Annotated in this window: 15 protein-coding genes and 1 pseudogene; 14 read left to right on the plus strand and 2 right to left on the minus strand. The window is 77.0% G+C overall.

Annotation, left to right across the window (positions count from 1 at the left end):
* Nucleotides 1–88: 88 nt before the first annotated feature.
* The gene (locus WDZ17_RS06635) at nt 89–520 is read right to left on the minus strand and encodes a DUF3054 domain-containing protein (RefSeq protein WP_339574357.1); all 432 of its coding nucleotides are present in this window, start codon (nt 518–520) and stop codon (nt 89–91) included.
* A gap of 111 nt (nt 521–631) precedes the next feature.
* Here WDZ17_RS06635 and dop point away from each other — a divergent pair, with 111 nt between their 5' ends.
* The 7 genes from dop (at nt 632) to WDZ17_RS06670 (ending at nt 7443) form a co-directional block, all read left to right on the plus strand.
* Complete coding sequence (dop, locus tag WDZ17_RS06640; RefSeq protein WP_422631866.1) at nt 632–2251, plus strand: depupylase/deamidase Dop; 1620 nt, start codon at nt 632–634, stop codon at nt 2249–2251.
* A gap of 138 nt (nt 2252–2389) precedes the next feature.
* Nucleotides 2390–2596, plus strand: coding sequence for a ubiquitin-like protein Pup (locus tag WDZ17_RS06645; RefSeq protein ID WP_339574359.1), 207 nt, complete (start codon nt 2390–2392; stop codon nt 2594–2596).
* A gap of 76 nt (nt 2597–2672) precedes the next feature.
* A complete protein-coding gene (gene prcB, locus WDZ17_RS06650; RefSeq protein WP_339574360.1) occupies nt 2673–3554 on the plus strand; it encodes a proteasome subunit beta in 882 nt (293 codons plus the stop codon).
* The gene (prcA, locus tag WDZ17_RS06655; protein ID WP_339574361.1) at nt 3551–4363 is read left to right on the plus strand and encodes a proteasome subunit alpha; all 813 of its coding nucleotides are present in this window, start codon (nt 3551–3553) and stop codon (nt 4361–4363) included. Before prcB ends, prcA begins: the two co-directional genes overlap by 4 nt.
* A gap of 45 nt (nt 4364–4408) precedes the next feature.
* Nucleotides 4409–5776, plus strand: coding sequence for a Pup--protein ligase (pafA, locus tag WDZ17_RS06660; RefSeq protein WP_339574362.1), 1368 nt, complete (start codon nt 4409–4411; stop codon nt 5774–5776).
* Between the two features lie 157 nt (nt 5777–5933).
* Nucleotides 5934–6956, plus strand: a complete 1023-nt coding sequence (locus WDZ17_RS06665) for an FKBP-type peptidyl-prolyl cis-trans isomerase (protein WP_339574363.1) — start codon at nt 5934–5936, stop codon at nt 6954–6956.
* 115 nt (nt 6957–7071) lie between these two features.
* Entirely contained in the window at nt 7072–7443 is a 372-nt protein-coding gene (locus WDZ17_RS06670; protein ID WP_339574364.1) for an FKBP-type peptidyl-prolyl cis-trans isomerase, read from the plus strand.
* A gap of 37 nt (nt 7444–7480) precedes the next feature.
* On the opposite strand, the gene WDZ17_RS06675 is transcribed toward WDZ17_RS06670, so the two are convergent.
* Nucleotides 7481–8632, minus strand: coding sequence for a DUF3866 family protein (locus WDZ17_RS06675; RefSeq protein WP_422631867.1), 1152 nt, complete (start codon nt 8630–8632; stop codon nt 7481–7483).
* Between the two features lie 205 nt (nt 8633–8837).
* On the opposite strand from WDZ17_RS06675, the gene WDZ17_RS06680 reads away from it, so the two are divergent.
* The 7 genes and pseudogenes from WDZ17_RS06680 to WDZ17_RS06710 all read left to right on the plus strand — a co-directional run.
* Complete coding sequence (locus WDZ17_RS06680; protein WP_339574366.1) at nt 8838–9836, plus strand: helix-turn-helix transcriptional regulator; 999 nt, start codon at nt 8838–8840, stop codon at nt 9834–9836.
* Entirely contained in the window at nt 9833–10957 is a 1125-nt protein-coding gene (locus WDZ17_RS06685; RefSeq protein WP_339574367.1) for a helix-turn-helix transcriptional regulator, read from the plus strand. Before WDZ17_RS06680 ends, WDZ17_RS06685 begins: the two co-directional genes overlap by 4 nt.
* A gap of 73 nt (nt 10958–11030) precedes the next feature.
* Complete coding sequence (locus WDZ17_RS06690) at nt 11031–11345, plus strand: hypothetical protein (RefSeq protein WP_339574368.1); 315 nt, start codon at nt 11031–11033, stop codon at nt 11343–11345.
* A gap of 30 nt (nt 11346–11375) precedes the next feature.
* Complete coding sequence (gene tatA, locus WDZ17_RS06695; protein WP_339574369.1) at nt 11376–11645, plus strand: Sec-independent protein translocase subunit TatA; 270 nt, start codon at nt 11376–11378, stop codon at nt 11643–11645.
* Nucleotides 11646–11650: 5 nt separating this feature from the next.
* On the plus strand, nt 11651–12478 hold the full coding sequence (gene tatC, locus WDZ17_RS06700; protein ID WP_339574370.1) for a twin-arginine translocase subunit TatC: 828 nt from the start codon (nt 11651–11653) through the stop codon (nt 12476–12478).
* A gap of 46 nt (nt 12479–12524) precedes the next feature.
* Nucleotides 12525–13514 carry a diacylglycerol/lipid kinase family protein gene (locus WDZ17_RS06705; protein WP_339574371.1) on the plus strand — a complete coding sequence of 330 codons (990 nt, stop codon included), beginning with the start codon at nt 12525–12527 and terminating at the stop codon, nt 13512–13514.
* A 21-nt stretch (nt 13515–13535) separates the two neighbouring features.
* A pseudogene (locus WDZ17_RS06710) lies at nt 13536–15260 on the plus strand (DEAD/DEAH box helicase); the annotation flags it as partial.

Genomic DNA, 15260 nt, shown 5'->3' on the forward strand with positions numbered 1-15260 from the left:
AGATCACCCGCCGGCCCAGCCGAACGGGCCAGACCAGCACGCCCACCCAGCCCCACACCACCCCGTTGACGTCGCCCTCATAGCCTGCTCAGCGCACGGCCGCCCGGCGCGCCGACCAGCGGGCGAGGGCCCGCCAGCCGAGCAGCAGGACGGCGAGGACGACGACCGTCACGACGACGAAGGAGACGGGCGCGCCCTGGCCCGTGGCGAGCCGCAGGACGACGCCGACGACGACGGAGCCGGCCAGGACCACGGCCCCGGCGGGCACGAGCCTCGTCGGGTCCCTGTGCACCCTCGGCACCGCCCAGGCGAGGACCACCCCGACCCAGAAGGGGAGCGCCGTGCCGGCCACCTGGAGCAGCCCCGTGCCCTCGGCGTGGCTGGAGCGACCCACCCCGGCGAAGACGAGGACGGCGAGCAGGTCCACGACGAGCGCCGCGGCCGGGGGGCGCGCCGGCGCCGTCCCGCCCGCGCGGGCGACCACGGGGCGGCTGGGTGCTCGGCGGCTCCTCCTGCTCACGCGTCCCACCGTAGGCTCGCGGCGATGACGAGCGCCGAGGAGCCCACCACCCCGCTCCCCTCAGGACGTGCGGCGGGTCCCTGGGGCCGCGACGGCGGGGTCCGCCGGGTCATGGGCCTGGAGACGGAGTTCGGGATCAGCGCGCCGGGGGAGCCCGGCACCCACCCGATGCTCCTGTCCGGACGGGTCGTGCACGCCTACGCGAACCCCGCGTCCGACGGGGCCCGGGCGACCCGGACCCGCCGCGGCACCCGCTGGGACTACGCCGACGAGGCGCCCCTGCGGGACGCCCGCGGCTTCGAGCTCGACCGCGCCCGAGCCCACGCCAGCCAGCTGACCGACGTCCCGCCGGACGTGGCGGCCGAGGCGCCCGCCGACGTCTCGCCGGACCTGCGGGCCGCCCAGCGCGCCGACGCCGGCTCGGGCCTGCACGTCGCCGAGGAGCTCGAGGACGCCGGGCTCGCGAACACCGTGCTGACCAACGGCGCCCGCCTGTACGTCGACCACGCCCACCCCGAGTACTCGGGCCCGGAGGTGACGACGCCGCGCGACGCGGTCCTGTGGGACCTGGCCGGCGACGAGGTGGCACGCGAGGCGATGCGCCGCATCGCGGCCTCGCCCGGCCTCGGGGACGTCGTCCTCTACAAGAACAACACCGACGGCAAGGGCGCCTCCTACGGGACCCACGAGAACTACCTCATGCCCCGCTCGGTGCCCTTCGGCGACATCGCCCGGGCGCTCGTGCCGTTCTTCGTCAGCCGGCAGGTCGTCACGGGGGCGGGGCGCGTCGGGCGCGGCCAGGAGGGCGGTGCCAGCGGGTTCCAGCTGAGCCAGCGCGCCGACTTCTTCGAGACCGAGGTCGGCCTGGAGACCACGCTCAAGCGGCCGCTCGTCAACACGCGCGACGAGCCTCACGCGAGCGCGGAGGCCTGGCGGCGCCTGCACGTGATCGTCGGCGACGCCAACCTCTGCCAGGTCGCGAACCTGCTGAAGACCGGGACCACGTCGCTCGTGCTCGCCATGGTCGAGGCGGGGGAGATGCCCGACCTCGCGGTGGAACGGCCCGTCGCCGCCGTCCGCGACGTCAGCCACGACCCGTCGCTGCAGCACCTGCTCACCCTGCGCTCGGGCGAGCGGCTCACGGCCGTGCAGCTCCAGTGGCGCCACCTCGAGGCGGCTCGGCGCTTCGTCGAGCGCCGCCAGGGGCAGGACGTCGACGCCGACACGGCCGAGGTGCTCGGCCTCTGGGAGCAGGTGCTCACCGACCTCGAGGCCGACCCGGCGCGCTGCGCACGGCAGCTCGACTGGGTCGCGAAGCAGCGCCTCCTCGACGGCTTCCGGCGGCGGGAGGACCTCTCCTGGGACGCGGCGCGCCTCGCGCTCATCGACATCCAGTACGCCGATCTGCGGCCGGAGCGCGGCCTGCACGCCCGTCTCGTCGGACGCGGCGCCGTCGACGTCTTCCACGCGCCGGCCGCCGTGGCCCGCGCCGTCACCTCACCGCCGGAGGACACGCGCGCGTGGTTCCGCGGCGAGTGCGTGCGCCGCTACGGGGACGAGGTGGCGGCGGCGAGCTGGGACTCGGTCGTGCTCGACGTGGCCGGCCGGGCGTCGCTGCAGCGGGTGCCCATGCTCGAGCCGCTGCGCGGCACCCGGGCGGCCACGGGCGCGCTGCTCGACCGGTGCCCCACCGCGGCCGACCTCGTCGCCGCGCTCTCCGGCGGCCGCTGAGCGCCGGCCTCCTCGCGCCGTCCGGGGCGGTCGCCCCCCGGGTGCGGCCCGGCCGGGCGCCCCGCACCGGGGCGCCTACCATCGGCCCAGCACCGACCGTCCGGCCCCGTGCGGGGCCCGAGCACGCGGGGAGCAGCCATGGCAGGCCAGGAGCAGCGCCGGCACGAGCGTCGCGAGGACGAGCCGGAGGAGGCGCCCGCCCCGGCAGCCGGCGGCGGGCAGGCCTCGGCCCAGGCGGCCGAGCGCGACGCGGAGGTGGACGACCTCCTCGACGAGATCGACGACGTCCTCGAGGCCAACGCCGAGACCTTCGTGCGCTCCTTCGTGCAGAAGGGCGGCCAGTAGCCGGCTCCGCCCCGGTCGGCCGCCGGCCGTCTCGGCAGGACCGCCGTCGGAGGTGCTGGCTAGGGTCGAGGACGTGATGCCCGCGACGCCAGCCCCGCCCCCGGGCGGCCAGCCCGGCCGACTCCCGGCGCCCTTCCTGGTGCCCGGCGGGTCGTCGTTCACCGACTTCGTCGGCAGCCACGACCCCTCGCTGCTCCCCGCCGGGCGGCCGCTGCCGGTCGGCAGCCTCGCGCCCGGGCTGGAGCCGCCGCACGCGACGACGATCGTGGCGCTGACCTACCCGGGCGGCGTCGTCATGGCGGGTGACCGCCGGGCGACCGCCGGCTCGATGATCGCCCACCGGGAGATCGAGAAGGTGTTCCCGGCGGACGCGCACTCCTGCGTCGGGATCGCCGGCACCGCCGGGATCGCGGTGGAGATGGTGCGGCTCTTCCAGGTCGAGCTGGAGCACTTCGAGAAGATCGAGGGCTCCGTCCTCTCGCTCGACGGCAAGGCCAACCGCCTGTCCACCATGGTCCGCGGCAACCTCGGTCTCGCGCTGCAGGGGCTCGCGGTCGTGCCGCTCTTCGCCGGCTACGACCTCGCCGGGCGGCGCGGGCGGATCTTCAGCTACGACGTCACCGGCGGCCGCTACGAGGAGCGGGGGCACCACTCGGTCGGGTCCGGCTCCGTGTTCGCCCGGGGCGCGCTGAAGAAGCTGCACCGCCCCACGCAAGGGGTGGACGACGCGGTGGCGACGGCGGTCGAGGCCCTGCACGACGCCGCGGACGACGACTCCGCGACCGGGGGGTCGGACCTGGTGCGCGGCATCTACCCGGTGGTCGCCGTCGTGGACGAGGCCGGGTACCGGCGCGTCCCCGAGGACGCCCTGGCGGACGTCGTCCGCGACCTGCTCGACGCCCGCACGGCCGGCAGCCGAGAGGCCCGCCGGCAGCCGACCGGGGAGGTGGCGCCATGACCCAGCCGTTCTACGTCTCGCCCGAGCAGCTCATGCGCGACCGGGCCGACTTCGCGCGCAAGGGCATCGCCCGTGGGCGTTCCGTCGTCGTCCTGTGCTTCGACGCGGGGATCGCCCTGGTCGCCGACAACCCCTCGCGCGCCCTGCACAAGGTCAGCGAGATCTACGACCGGGTCGCCTTCGCCGCGGTCGGCAAGTACAACGAGTTCGAGAACCTCCGCGTCGCCGGCGTCCGGTACGCCGACCTGCGGGGCTACTCCTACGACCGGGCCGACGTCACGGCACGCGGGCTCGCCAACGCCTACGCGCAGACGCTCGGCAGCGTCTTCACCACGGAGAGCAAGCCGCTCGAGGTCGAGATCGTCGTCGCCGAGGTGGGCACGAGCGCGGAGGACGACCAGATCTACCGGCTGACGTACGACGGCTCCGTCGCCGACGAGCGCGGTGCCGTCGTCATCGGGGGCGCCGCCGACGCCCTCGCCGGCGTCCTGGCGGACGGCTGGCGCCCCGACCTCAGCCTGGCTGCGGCCCTCGCGCTCGCCCGGCGCGTCCTCGCCAGCGACCCCGCGGCGCCGGCGTCCGGCCCCGTGCGGGAGCTCGGCCCGGGGACGCTCGAGGTCGCCGTCCTCGAGCGGGGCCTCCCGCGCCGCTCCTTCCGGCGGGTCGGCGGGGAGCTGCTCGAGCGGCTCCTGTCCGAGCAGGACCCCACCTCGGACGTCCCGCCGTCCCCGGACGTCCTCGCGCCCGACGCCGCGCCGGGGCACCCCGGCCTCCCGGCCGACGCCCCGGCACGGCCCGACGGGAGCTGACGGCGCTCCCGGGGCCCGTCGGGCGCGGCGACGTAGGGTCGGCGCATGGAGCGGCGCATCCTCGGCCTGGAGACCGAGTACGGCGTCACGTGCACCACGCAGGGGCAGCGGCGGCTGTCCGCGGACGAGGTCGCCCGCTACCTGTTCCGCACGGTGGTGGCGTGGGGCCGGTCGAGCAACGTCTTCCTCGCCAACGGCGCCCGCCTGTACCTCGACGTCGGCTCGCACCCGGAGTACGCGACCCCTGAGTGCGACGACGTCGGCCAGCTCGTCGCGTGCGACCGGGCGGGCGAGCGGGTGCTCGAGGGGCTCGTCACGGACGCGGAGGCGCGCCTGGCCGACGAGGGCGTGACCGGCGAGATCTTCCTGTTCAAGAACAACACCGACTCCGCCGGGAACTCCTACGGCTGCCACGAGAACTACCTCGTCCCGAGGGCGGGCGAGTTCAGCGCCCTGTCCGACGTCCTCATCCCCTTCCTGGTGACCCGGCAGGTGCTCGTCGGGGCCGGGAAGGTGCTGCAGACGCCGCGCGGGGCGACGTACTGCTTCTCCCAGCGCGCCGACCACATCTGGGAGGGCGTCTCCAGCGCGACGACGCGCTCCCGCCCGATCATCAACACGCGGGACGAGCCGCACGCCGACGCCGAGCACTACCGACGGCTGCACGTCATCGTGGGCGACTCCTCCATGGCCGAGCCGACGACCATGCTCAAGGTGGGCGCCGTCGACCTGGTGCTGCGCATGCTGGAGGCCGACGCCCCGCTGCGGGACATGGCGCTGGAGAACCCGATCCGCGCGATCCGCGAGGTCAGCCACGACCTCACCGGCCGGCGCCTGCTGCGGCTCGCGACCGGGCGCCAGGTGAGCGCCCTCGACGTGCAGGGCGAGTTCTGCGACCGCGCCCGTGCCTTCGTCGAGCGCGGCGACGCCGGCGAGGTGACGGCGACGACGAAGGCGGTGCTCGACCTCTGGGAGCGCGGGCTGCGCGCCGTGGCGACGCAGGACCCGACGCTGGTGGACCGCGAGCTCGACTGGGCCGTGAAGCAGCGGCTCCTCGAGCGGTACATGCGCAAGCACGACCTCACGCTCGCGAGCGCACGGGTCGCCCGGCTCGACCTCGCCTACCACGACGTGTCCCGGCGCCGGGGGCTCTACCACCAGCTCGCCGCCCGCGGCCTCGTCGACCGGACGACGACCGACGAGGAGGTCGACGCGGCGGTGCAGGGCCCCCCGCAGACGACGCGGGCGAAGCTGCGGGGGGACTTCGTCCGGGCGGCGACCGAGCACGGGCGCGACTTCACGGTCGACTGGGTGCACCTCAAGCTCGGTGACCAGTCCCAGCGCACCGTGCTCCTCAAGGACCCCTTCGCGGCCGTGGACGACCGGGTGGACAGGCTCCTCGAGAGCATGTGAGCGGCGCGTGCCGGCTCCGTCGGCGGCGCGGGCACCCAGGTGCTGCCCGGAGGGGGCGCGGCCCGGTCCGAGGCCCGGCCGCTACCGTCGCCCCCGGGCACCGGCGCAGGTCGTGCCCTTCGAGGACGCCGGGCGACCGGCACGACGAGAGGTCTCCGTGCGACTCCTGCGACACCCCTGGCGACACCCCGGTGGACCTCGGCCCCGACGTGCGTCCCGGGCGCTCGCCGCCGCGATCCTGCCCGCGCTCCTCGTGGCCGGCTGCGGCGCGGGCGAGGCGGACCCGGCCCCGGACGACCCGCTGGACGGCGTCGAGGTCGTCTCCGACGGCGGGGACGGCGAGGCGCCGGAGCTCGAGCTGGAGACCCCCGTCACGGTGGCGCAGACCACCAGCGAGGTCGTCACCGAGGGCGACGGCCGGGTCGTCGACGAGGGCGACCTGGTCGCGCTGGACGTCCTGGCCGTCGACGGCGGGGACGGGAGCGTCCTGTCCTCGACCTACGAGGGCGCCACGCGCCTGACGCTGCTCGCCGACCCGGCGACGACCGTGCCCGGCCTGCTGGACGGCGTCGTCGGCCGCACCGTCGGCTCGCGGGTGCTCGTCGCCGTGAGCCCGGAGGACTTCCCGAACGCCCGGGGCCAGGCGCAGGGGGGGACGGCCTCGCCCACGCCCACCGTCGGCGACGGCTCCGTGGTCCTGCTCGTGGACCTCGAGGACGCGCAGGCGGTGCCCGAGCGCGCCGAGGGTGCGCAGCTGCCCGCGCCCGAGGGCCTGCCCGAGGTCACCCCGGGAGACGACGGCGCGCCGACGATCGCCGCCCCGCAGGGCGACCCGCCCGGGGAGCTGCGCGTCGAGCCGCTCCTGCAGGGCGACGCCGACGACGTGGTCGAGGAGGGCGACACCGTCGCCGTCAAGTACACCGGCGTCCTGTGGAGCACCGGCTCCGTCTTCGACTCCTCCTGGACCGACGACCGCCCGCCCTTCGTCTTCACGCTCGGCGCCGGCCAGGTGATCCCCGCGTGGGACAGCGGTCTCGTCGGGACGGCCGTCGGCAGCCGCCAGCTCGTCGTCGCCCCGCCGGACCAGGCCTACGGCGACCAGGAGAACGGCGCCATCCCGGGGGGCTCGACCCTCGTCTTCGTCGTCGACGTCCTCGCCTCGGTGCCCGCCACCCGCTGAGCCGTCCGCGCCGGCGCGCGAAGGGCGGGGCCCACCCCCGGCACCCCCGCGCGCACCGACCCGCCCGTACCGACCCGCCCGTACCGACCCGCCCGTACCGACCCCAGGAGGACCCGTGGCCGACAAGCCCGCCGTGACCGTGCCCGAGGGCGACCCGCCCGCCGACCTGCAGGTGGACGACCTCCGGGTCGGGGACGGCGACGAGGCCGTGGCCGGCTCGACCGTCTCGGCCCACTACGTCGGCGTCTCCTGGTCGACGGGCGGCCAGTTCGACGCCTCGTGGGACCGCGGCCAGCCGCTGTCCTTCCGTCTCGGCGCCGGGCAGGTCATCGAGGGCTGGGACACCGGCATCCAGGGCATGCGCGTCGGGGGCCGGCGCCGTATCACCATCCCGCCGCACCTCGGCTACGGCGACCGCGGCGCCCCGCCGGTCATCGCGCCCGGCGAGACGCTCGTCTTCGTCGTGGACCTGGACGCGGTGCGCTGAGCCGCCGCCCCGCCCACGGGCGGGGACGGACGCGAGGTCAGGTGACCGGGCCCGCCGCCCAGCGGCCCGCCGCCGCCGCCGCGAGGAAGGGCGTGGCGTCGACGTCCGCCCCGCGGCCCATGGTCGACAGCCGCACGGGGGAGGAGGCGAGCGCCTCGTCGAGCCCGTCGACCGGGACCCGGACGAGGCGGTGCCGGTCCTCCAGCGGCTCCGCCTGCGCGAGGACCCGCCGCCCGAGGTCTCCGTCCAGGAGCGGCACCACCACCTCGGCCCGCGCGAGCGCGACCCGCCCGTAGGCGGTGAGCGAGTGGTGCGAGACGCCGTGGTGACGCTCGCGCGCGTCGGCGCCGGACACCCGCAGGGACGCGACGGGGCGACCGCCCAGCGTCGCGACGGCGTTGACGGCCTCCCCGCAGGCGACGCCGGAGAACCCCCACCGGGTGCCCGTGCCGAGGTTGCCGGGCCCCTGGGCCACGACGACGAGGTCGGCGGCGAGGACGTGGCGCGCGGCGAGCAGCCCGGTGTGCAGCGTCACCGCCTCGTGGTCGCCGCCGAAGGCCTGGCCGGTCGTGACGACGGCGTCCAGCCACCCGGCGGCCCGCAGGCCGGCGGCGGCCCGGCTGAGGGCGGCGGGCAGCGCACCGCCGTCCGTCATGACGTAGACGCAGCGCCCGCCCGGCAGGCCCGCCCGTGCGCGCGCCTGCCGCCAGCCGGCGAGGACGGCGGGCAGGGCCGAGTGCAGGTCGGCGACCACGACCGGCACGCCGCCCAGGTCGTCCGCGTCCGCGAGGGCCGCGTGGTGCGGCGACTCCTGCTCGTCGACGCCGAGGACCATCGCCTGCAGCGGGGTGTACCGGGCTTTCACGAGGTGGCCGGGCGCCGGGGGCGGGTCGGCGGGGAGCCGACCCGGGACGGCGACGACACCGGCCGAGCCGCCCGTCCCCAGGCCGCGGGCGAGGGCGGAGACCGACAGCAGCACCTCCTCGCCCACCTCGGGGGCGCCGACGAGCTCGACGAGCGCCGTCGCCCGGACCGAGGACGGGGCCTGCGCCGGGTCCGAGGCCGTGCCCGGTTCCGTGCCCGGGTCCGCGCCCACCCGCGGCAGCGCCTCGTCGAGACGCACGGCGACCTCGCGGACGCCCGGCCACTCCCGGACGACGGCCGTCACGCGTCCGCGCCGCCAGTGCACCGTGCCGCGGCGCACCGCCGCGCGGCGCGGCGCGTCCTCGTGCTGGTTCCCCTCGTGCTGGTCCCCCTCGTGCTGGTCGCCCTCGTGAGTGTCCCCGGCCACCCGGCGGACGCTACGACGTCGGGTCGGCGGGCCGTCGGGGCGCACCCCGCGGCGCGGCCGCGAGGCGGGCGGGCCCGTCGAGCGCCTCGGGTAGCGTCGCCGCGTGGCCGCCGCCCAGCGCACGGAGCGCCTGCTCAACCTCGTCATCGCGCTGCTGTCGACCCGCCGCTGGCTGCGCAAGGACCAGATCCGCCAGGCGGTGCCGCAGTACGCCGAGGCCCGGGGCGACGAGGCCTTCGACCGTATGTTCGAGCGTGACAAGGAGGAGCTCCGCGACCTCGGCGTCCCGCTCGTCACCGGGGCCGGCGACGCCTGGTTCGACGACGAGCTCGGCTACCGCGTCGACCGCGACGCCTGGGAGCTGCCCGCCGTGGACGTGACGCCGGCCGAGCTGGCCGTCCTCGGCCTCGCCTCCCGGGTCTGGCAGCAGGCCAGCCTCGCCGGCCCCGCGTCCCGGGCGCTGGTCAAGCTGAGGGCCCTCGGCGTCGAGCCGGACGAGTCCTCGCTCGTCGGCGTCGAGCCGCGCGTGCGGACGAGCGAGCCGGCCTTCGGACCGCTCTACGCGGCGACCCGGGACCGCGCGCCCGTCGCCTTCCGCTACCGCACCGGCTCCACGGGGGAGACCGCGCGGCGCCGCGTCGAGCCCTGGGCCATCACGTCCTGCTACGGGCGCTGGTACCTCGTCGGCCACGACGTCGACCGCGGGGCCCCGCGCGTCTTCCGGCTGGACCGGGTCGCGTCCGGCATCACGAGGACCGGGGAGGAGGCCCGCGAGCCCGTGCCCGAGGACCTCGACGCCCGCGCGCTCGTCCGCGGGCGCACGAGCGCCCCCGCGGAGCGCACCGCCCGCCTCCGCCTGGCCGGTGCCCCGGGGGCCGGCCTGCGCCTGCGCGCCGGGGCGTCCCCGGACGCCGCCGAGGTCGACGTCCCCTTCGCCGACGTGGACGAGCTGGCCGACGAGGTCGCAGCCCTGGGCGCCGACGTCCGCGTGCTCGCCCCCCCGGAGCTCGCCGACGCCGTCCTGGGCCGCTGGCGCCGCACGCTCGCCGCGCACGACGGCGACGCGGCCGCGGGGCTCCACGCCGCCGGAGCCACCCGGTGAGCCCGGCCGACGGGGACGGGAGCAGGCCGGGGAGTGCGGGCAGGCCGGGGGATGGGCGCAGGACGGGGAGCGCGGCCGGCCCGGGGACGGGGGGACGGGCGTCCGGGCCGGGCGCGGCCACGGCGGGCGCCGGCGCCGCGGACCGGCTCTCGCGGCTGTTGGCGATGGTGCCGTGGCTGCTCGAGCGCCAGGGCGTCGCCCTGGAGGAGGCCGCCCGGCACTTCGACGTGACCACCGACCAGCTCGTCGCCGACCTGGAGCTCCTGTTCGTCTGCGGCGCGCCCGGCCACATGCCCGACGACCTCATCGAGGCGGACTGGGAGTCGGGGCGCGTCTACCTGGGCAACGCCGACGCCATCGCGCGGCCTCTGCGTCTCGGCCAGGACGAGGCGCTGGCGCTCATCGTCGGGCTGCGGACGCTGGCGGACCTCCGTGGCGTGGAGGACAGCGCCGTGCTCGAGAGCGCCCTGAGCAAGCTCTCCGAGGCCGCCGGCGACGCGGCGGCCGCCGCCGGCTCGGTCCAGCTCGACCTGGCCGCGGGCGCCGACACCGAGGTCCTCGCCGTGGTCCGCGGCGCGCTCGCGCGACGCCGGCGCCTGCACCTGCGCTACCTCACCGCGACCCGCGACGAGACGACGGAGCGGGACGTCGACCCCGTGTCGCTCGACTCGGTGGACGGCCGCTTCTACCTCCAGGCGTGGTGCCACCGCGCCCAGGGCGTGCGCCGCTTCCGCCTGGACCGGGTGCTGGCCGCCGACGAGCTCGACGAGGACGGCACCCCGCCGGCGGACGCCGTCGCCCGCGACCTCGACGACAACCTCCTCGCGCCGGGGGAGGACCTGCCCCTCGTCGTCCTGGACCTGGCCCCGTCCGCCCGGTGGGTGGCCGAGTCGTTCCCCGTCGAGTCGGTCGAGCCGCGTCCCGCGGCACCGGGCCGACGGGCCGCCCGGTCGGACGACGGCGACGGCGGCCTGCGCGTCCGCCTGCGCGTCGCCGACGGGGCCTGGCTGCGCCGGCTCGTGCTCCGGCTCGGCGGGGCGGCCGTCGTCGTCGCCCCGCCCGCGCTCGCCGGCGAGGTGGCGGCCGCCGCCCGGGCGGCCCTGGCCGCGGCTCAGGACTGACGCCGGCCCCTCGCCCCGCGGCCGCACGGGTGCGGCGCCGCGCGTCCCCCGGGGCCGCGGCTAGGGTCGCGCCGTGACGTGGTGGCTGTGGGTCCTGCTGTGGGCCGTGCTCGTCGTGGTGGCCGCGGTCGTGCTCGTCCGGCTAGGGCTCGCCGTCTGGAGGGCGGCGCTCGCCCTGCTGGCGGAGGTGGGCCGCGCCGGCGAGGTCTCGGCCGCGCTCTCCGAGCAGGTGGCCCGGCTGCGCGCCGAGGAGCCGCGCGAGCCCGTCGTCGCCACGGCCTTCGACGACCCGGTGGCGATGCGCCGCGCCCGCACCCAGCGCTTGGCCCAGCGGACACGCGCCCGTCGCCGACGCCTGTCGCGGTCGCGGCGTACGCTGAAGCCCTAGGCCCACCACACCGACGCGAGAGGCCGAGCCATGTTCCGGGACATCACCCCGCTGCACATCCTCATCCTGCTGGCCGTGATCCTCCTGCTCTTCGGGGCGAAGCGGCTGCCGGACCTCACGCGAAGCATCGGGAAGTCGATGCGCATCATGAAGACCGAGGTCAAGAACCTCCGCGACGACGACGACGACAGGGACGAGTCGTCGACCGCGCCCAAGGCGGCGCCCGCTCCCCTCGAGGGGAGCGCCGTGGACGAGGCCCGTCGCGAGCAGCGCGACGAGCAGCAGCACCGCACCAGCTGACCGACGTGGCGCTGCGCACCCCCAGCCGCCGCCGCAGGGACCCCGAGGGGCGGATGCCGCTCGGCTCGCACCTGCGCGAGCTGCGCGACCGCGTCGTCAAGGCGGCCGTCGCGGTGCTGCTCGGAGCCGTGGCCGGGTGGTTCCTCAAGGACCCGGTCCTGGCCGCTCTCGCGGCCCCGCTGGAGGAGGCGGCGTCCGAGGCGGGCCGCGCCGGCGAGGTGACCCTGAACCTCGGCAACCTCACCGGCATCCTCGACCTGCAGATCAAGGTCTCGATCGTCCTCGGCATCATCGCGTCGAGCCCCGTGTGGCTCTACCAGCTGTGGGCCTTCATCACGCCGGGGCTCACGCGCCGGGAGAAGCGGACCACCGTCGCCTTCGTGGGCACCGCGGTGCCGCTGTTCCTCGCCGGGTCCGGGCTCGCCTTCCTCGTCCTGCCGAACGCGGTGAGCTTCTTCGTCGACCTCACCCCGCAGGGCTTCGTCAACGTCATCGACGCCTCGACCTACATCGGCTTCTTCCTGAGGATCATCGTCGCCTTCGGCCTCGCCTTCGTGACGCCGGTGGTCCTCGTGGGCGTCAACTTCGTGGGCCTGCTGCCGGCGCGCACCATGCTCCGGGCGTGGCGCTGGGTCATCGTCCTGTGCTTCGCCTTCGCCGCCGTCGCCACGCCGACGCCGGACGCCCTGACGATGTTCCTCCTCGCCCTGCCCATGTGCGGGCTGTTCTTCGCCGCGATCGGCATCGCCGCCCTCAACGACCGCCGCCGCGCCCGTCGGGACCGTGACGAGGGGTACGGCGGCCTGTCCGACGACGAGGTCAGCCCCCTGTGACCGCTGCGACCGCCGACCGACGCGTCGACCGGCCGCGGCAACGCGGGTGAGCGGCCGCCCGCTCGTCTGCCTGCTCACCAACCCGGTGTCCGGGGCCGGGCGTGGTCGCGGCGCCTCGCTGGCCGCCCACCGCGAGCTCGGGCGTCTGGGCGTCCGCGTCTTCGACGCCACCGGGAGCAGCGCGTCCCGCTCGCTGCGCCGGGCCCACGTCGCCGCGTCCGGGGCCGACGCCGTGCTCGTCGTCGGCGGCGACGGGATGGCGCACCTCGGCGCCGAGGTGGCCGCCGCCCACGACCTGCCGCTCGGCGTCGTGCCCGCCGGGACCGGTGACGACGTGGCCCGCGGGCTGGGCCTGGCCGGGCGCGACCCCGCGACCGCCACCCGTCGCGCCGTGGCCGCGCTGCAGGAGGGCCGCTCGCGCGCGGTCGACGTGCTCGCGGTCGAGGGCGGCGACGCCGTCGGGTCGCCGGAGGCGAGCGGCTCGCCCCCCGAGGCCGCCCCGCGGGAGCGGCTCGTGCTCGGGGTGGTCTCGGCCGGCTTCGACGCCGCCGTCAACGAGCGCGCCAACGGCTGGAGCTGGCCGCGCGGCCGTGCGCGCTACGTCCTCGCCGTCGCCCGGGAGCTGCCCGCCCGCCGGGCGCTGCGCTACCGGCTCGTGGTCGACGGCGTCCCCGAGGAGCGCGACGCGCTGCTCGTGGCCCTCGCCAACACCTCGAGCTTCGGCGGCGGGATGCGCATCGCCCCCGACGCCGACGCCGCGGACGGCCGGCTCGAGCTCGTCACGGTGGACCCCCTGCCGGCGCACGAGGTCGCCCGGGTCTTCCCGCAGGTGTTCTCCGGGCGGCACGTCGACCACCCCGCCGTCACGGTGCGGCGCGCCCGCAGCGTCGAGCTCGCCGTCGAGCCCGGTGGCGGCCGCAGGCGGGCCGGAGCCGCGGGACCGGCTCCGGCGCCGGTCTACGGGGACGGCGAGCGGCTCGGAGCGCTGCCGATGACCGTGCGCGTGCGCCCCGGGGGGCTGCGCGTCCTGGCCTGAGCGCGCGCCTACGCTGGTGGCATGCCGTCGCGACGACGGCGGGCCGGCAGCGCCCGCCGGGACCCCGAGGGCCGGCCGGCCGGACCCGCCCCCGACCCCGACGTCGACGACCTGCCCCCCGCGGCCCGCTACGCGGCCGTCCGCGCCCGCCGGGACGCGGTGGAGGCCGCCACCGACGTCCCGGGCGCCGACCGGGACGTCGACCAGGACCGCGACGACCTCGTCCGCCGCGGCGACGAGCTGACCCGGTTCCGCGAGCAGCTGCCCTTCCGCCTGGACGACTTCCAGGTCCGCGCCTGCCGTGCGCTCGAGGCCGGCCGGGGAGTCCTCGTGGCCGCGCCCACCGGCGCGGGCAAGACGGTCGTGGGGGAGTTCGCCGTCCACCTGGCGCTGGCGGGCGGGCGCAAGGCGTTCTACACGACGCCCATCAAGGCGCTGAGCAACCAGAAGCACGCCGAGCTCGTCGAGCGCCACGGCGCCGACCGCGTGGGGCTCCTCACGGGTGACGTCGTCGTCAACGGGGACGCCCCCGTCGTGGTGATGACGACCGAGGTGCTGCGGAACATGCTCTACGCGCGGTCCCCGGCGCTCGAGGGCCTCGGCTACGTCGTCATGGACGAGGTGCACTACCTCGCGGACCGCTTCCGCGGGCCGGTGTGGGAGGAGGTGATCCTCCACCTCCCGCGGGAGGTGCTCATCGCCTCCCTGTCGGCGACCGTGAGCAACGCCGAGGAGTTCGGCGCCTGGCTCGACACCGTCCGCGGGGGGACGGAGGTCGTCGTCTCGGAGGTCCGCCCCGTCCCGCTGTGGCAGCACGTGCTGACCGGGCGCGCGGGGATGCTCGACCTCTTCGTCGGGGCGCAGGACCAGGCCGTGGCGGGCGGGTCCGTGGACGCCGACGAGGCGGGCGACCTGCGCCCCGCCGTCAACCCGGAGCTGCTGGCGATCGCCCGGGACGAGGAGCGCTCCGCCCGCGCCCTCGGCGGCCGCGGCGCGCCGGCGCCGCGGGGCGGCCGGCGCCGGCGCGGCGGGTACCCGCCGCACCGGCCCCGCGGGCAGGCCGGACCGGGTGCGCCGTCCGGGTCCTCGCAGCGCGCGCCGAGCCGGGCGCACGTGGTGGCCGAGCTCGACGCGGCGGACCTGCTGCCCGCCATCACCTTCGTCTTCAGCCGGGCCGGCTGCGACGCCGCCGTCCGCCAGTGCCTCGCGGCGGGGCTGCGGCTCACGACGCCCGAGGAGCGGGTCGAGATCCGGGCCGCGGTCGAGGCCGCGTGCGCCGACATCCCGGACACCGACCTGGCCGTGCTCGGCTACTGGGAGTGGCTCGAGGGGCTGCAGCGGGGGATCGGGGCGCACCACGCCGGGCTCCTCCCGCGCTTCAAGGAGGTCGTCGAGGACCTCTTCAGCCGCGGGCTGGTCCGGTGCGTGTTCGCCACCGAGACGCTCGCGCTCGGCATCAACATGCCGGCGCGCTCGGTCGTGCTGGAGAAGCTCGTCAAGTTCAACGGCGAGTCCCACGCCGGGATCACGCCGGGGGAGTACACGCAGCTCACCGGGCGCGCCGGGCGGCGGGGCATCGACGTCGAGGGGCACGCGGTCGTCCTGTGGCAGCCGGGCCTCGACCCGGAGTCCGTCGCGGGGCTCGCCAGCCGCCGGCTGTACCCGCTGCGCTCCAGCTTCCGGCCGACGTCGAACATGGCGGTCAACCTCGTCGACACCGTGGGGGGGGGGGGGGGGGGGGGGGGG

The sequence above is a fragment of the Pseudokineococcus basanitobsidens genome (genome assembly GCF_037482545.1).
Classification (GTDB): Bacteria; Actinomycetota; Actinomycetes; order Actinomycetales; family Quadrisphaeraceae; genus Pseudokineococcus; species Pseudokineococcus basanitobsidens.

Excerpts from the sequence above, each read along its gene's own strand:
- dop (WP_422631866.1), top strand. The coding sequence starts at position 632 with ATGGGCCTGGAGACGGAGTTCGGGATCAGCGCGCCGGGGGAGCCCGGC.
- WDZ17_RS06645 (WP_339574359.1), top strand. The coding sequence starts at position 2,390 with ATGGCAGGCCAGGAGCAGCGCCGGCACGAGCGTCGCGAGGACGAGCCG.
- prcB (WP_339574360.1), top strand. The coding sequence starts at position 2,673 with ATGCCCGCGACGCCAGCCCCGCCCCCGGGCGGCCAGCCCGGCCGACTC.
- prcA (WP_339574361.1), top strand. The coding sequence starts at position 3,551 with ATGACCCAGCCGTTCTACGTCTCGCCCGAGCAGCTCATGCGCGACCGG.
- pafA (WP_339574362.1), top strand. The coding sequence starts at position 4,409 with ATGGAGCGGCGCATCCTCGGCCTGGAGACCGAGTACGGCGTCACGTGC.
- tatA (WP_339574369.1), top strand. The coding sequence starts at position 11,376 with ATGTTCCGGGACATCACCCCGCTGCACATCCTCATCCTGCTGGCCGTG.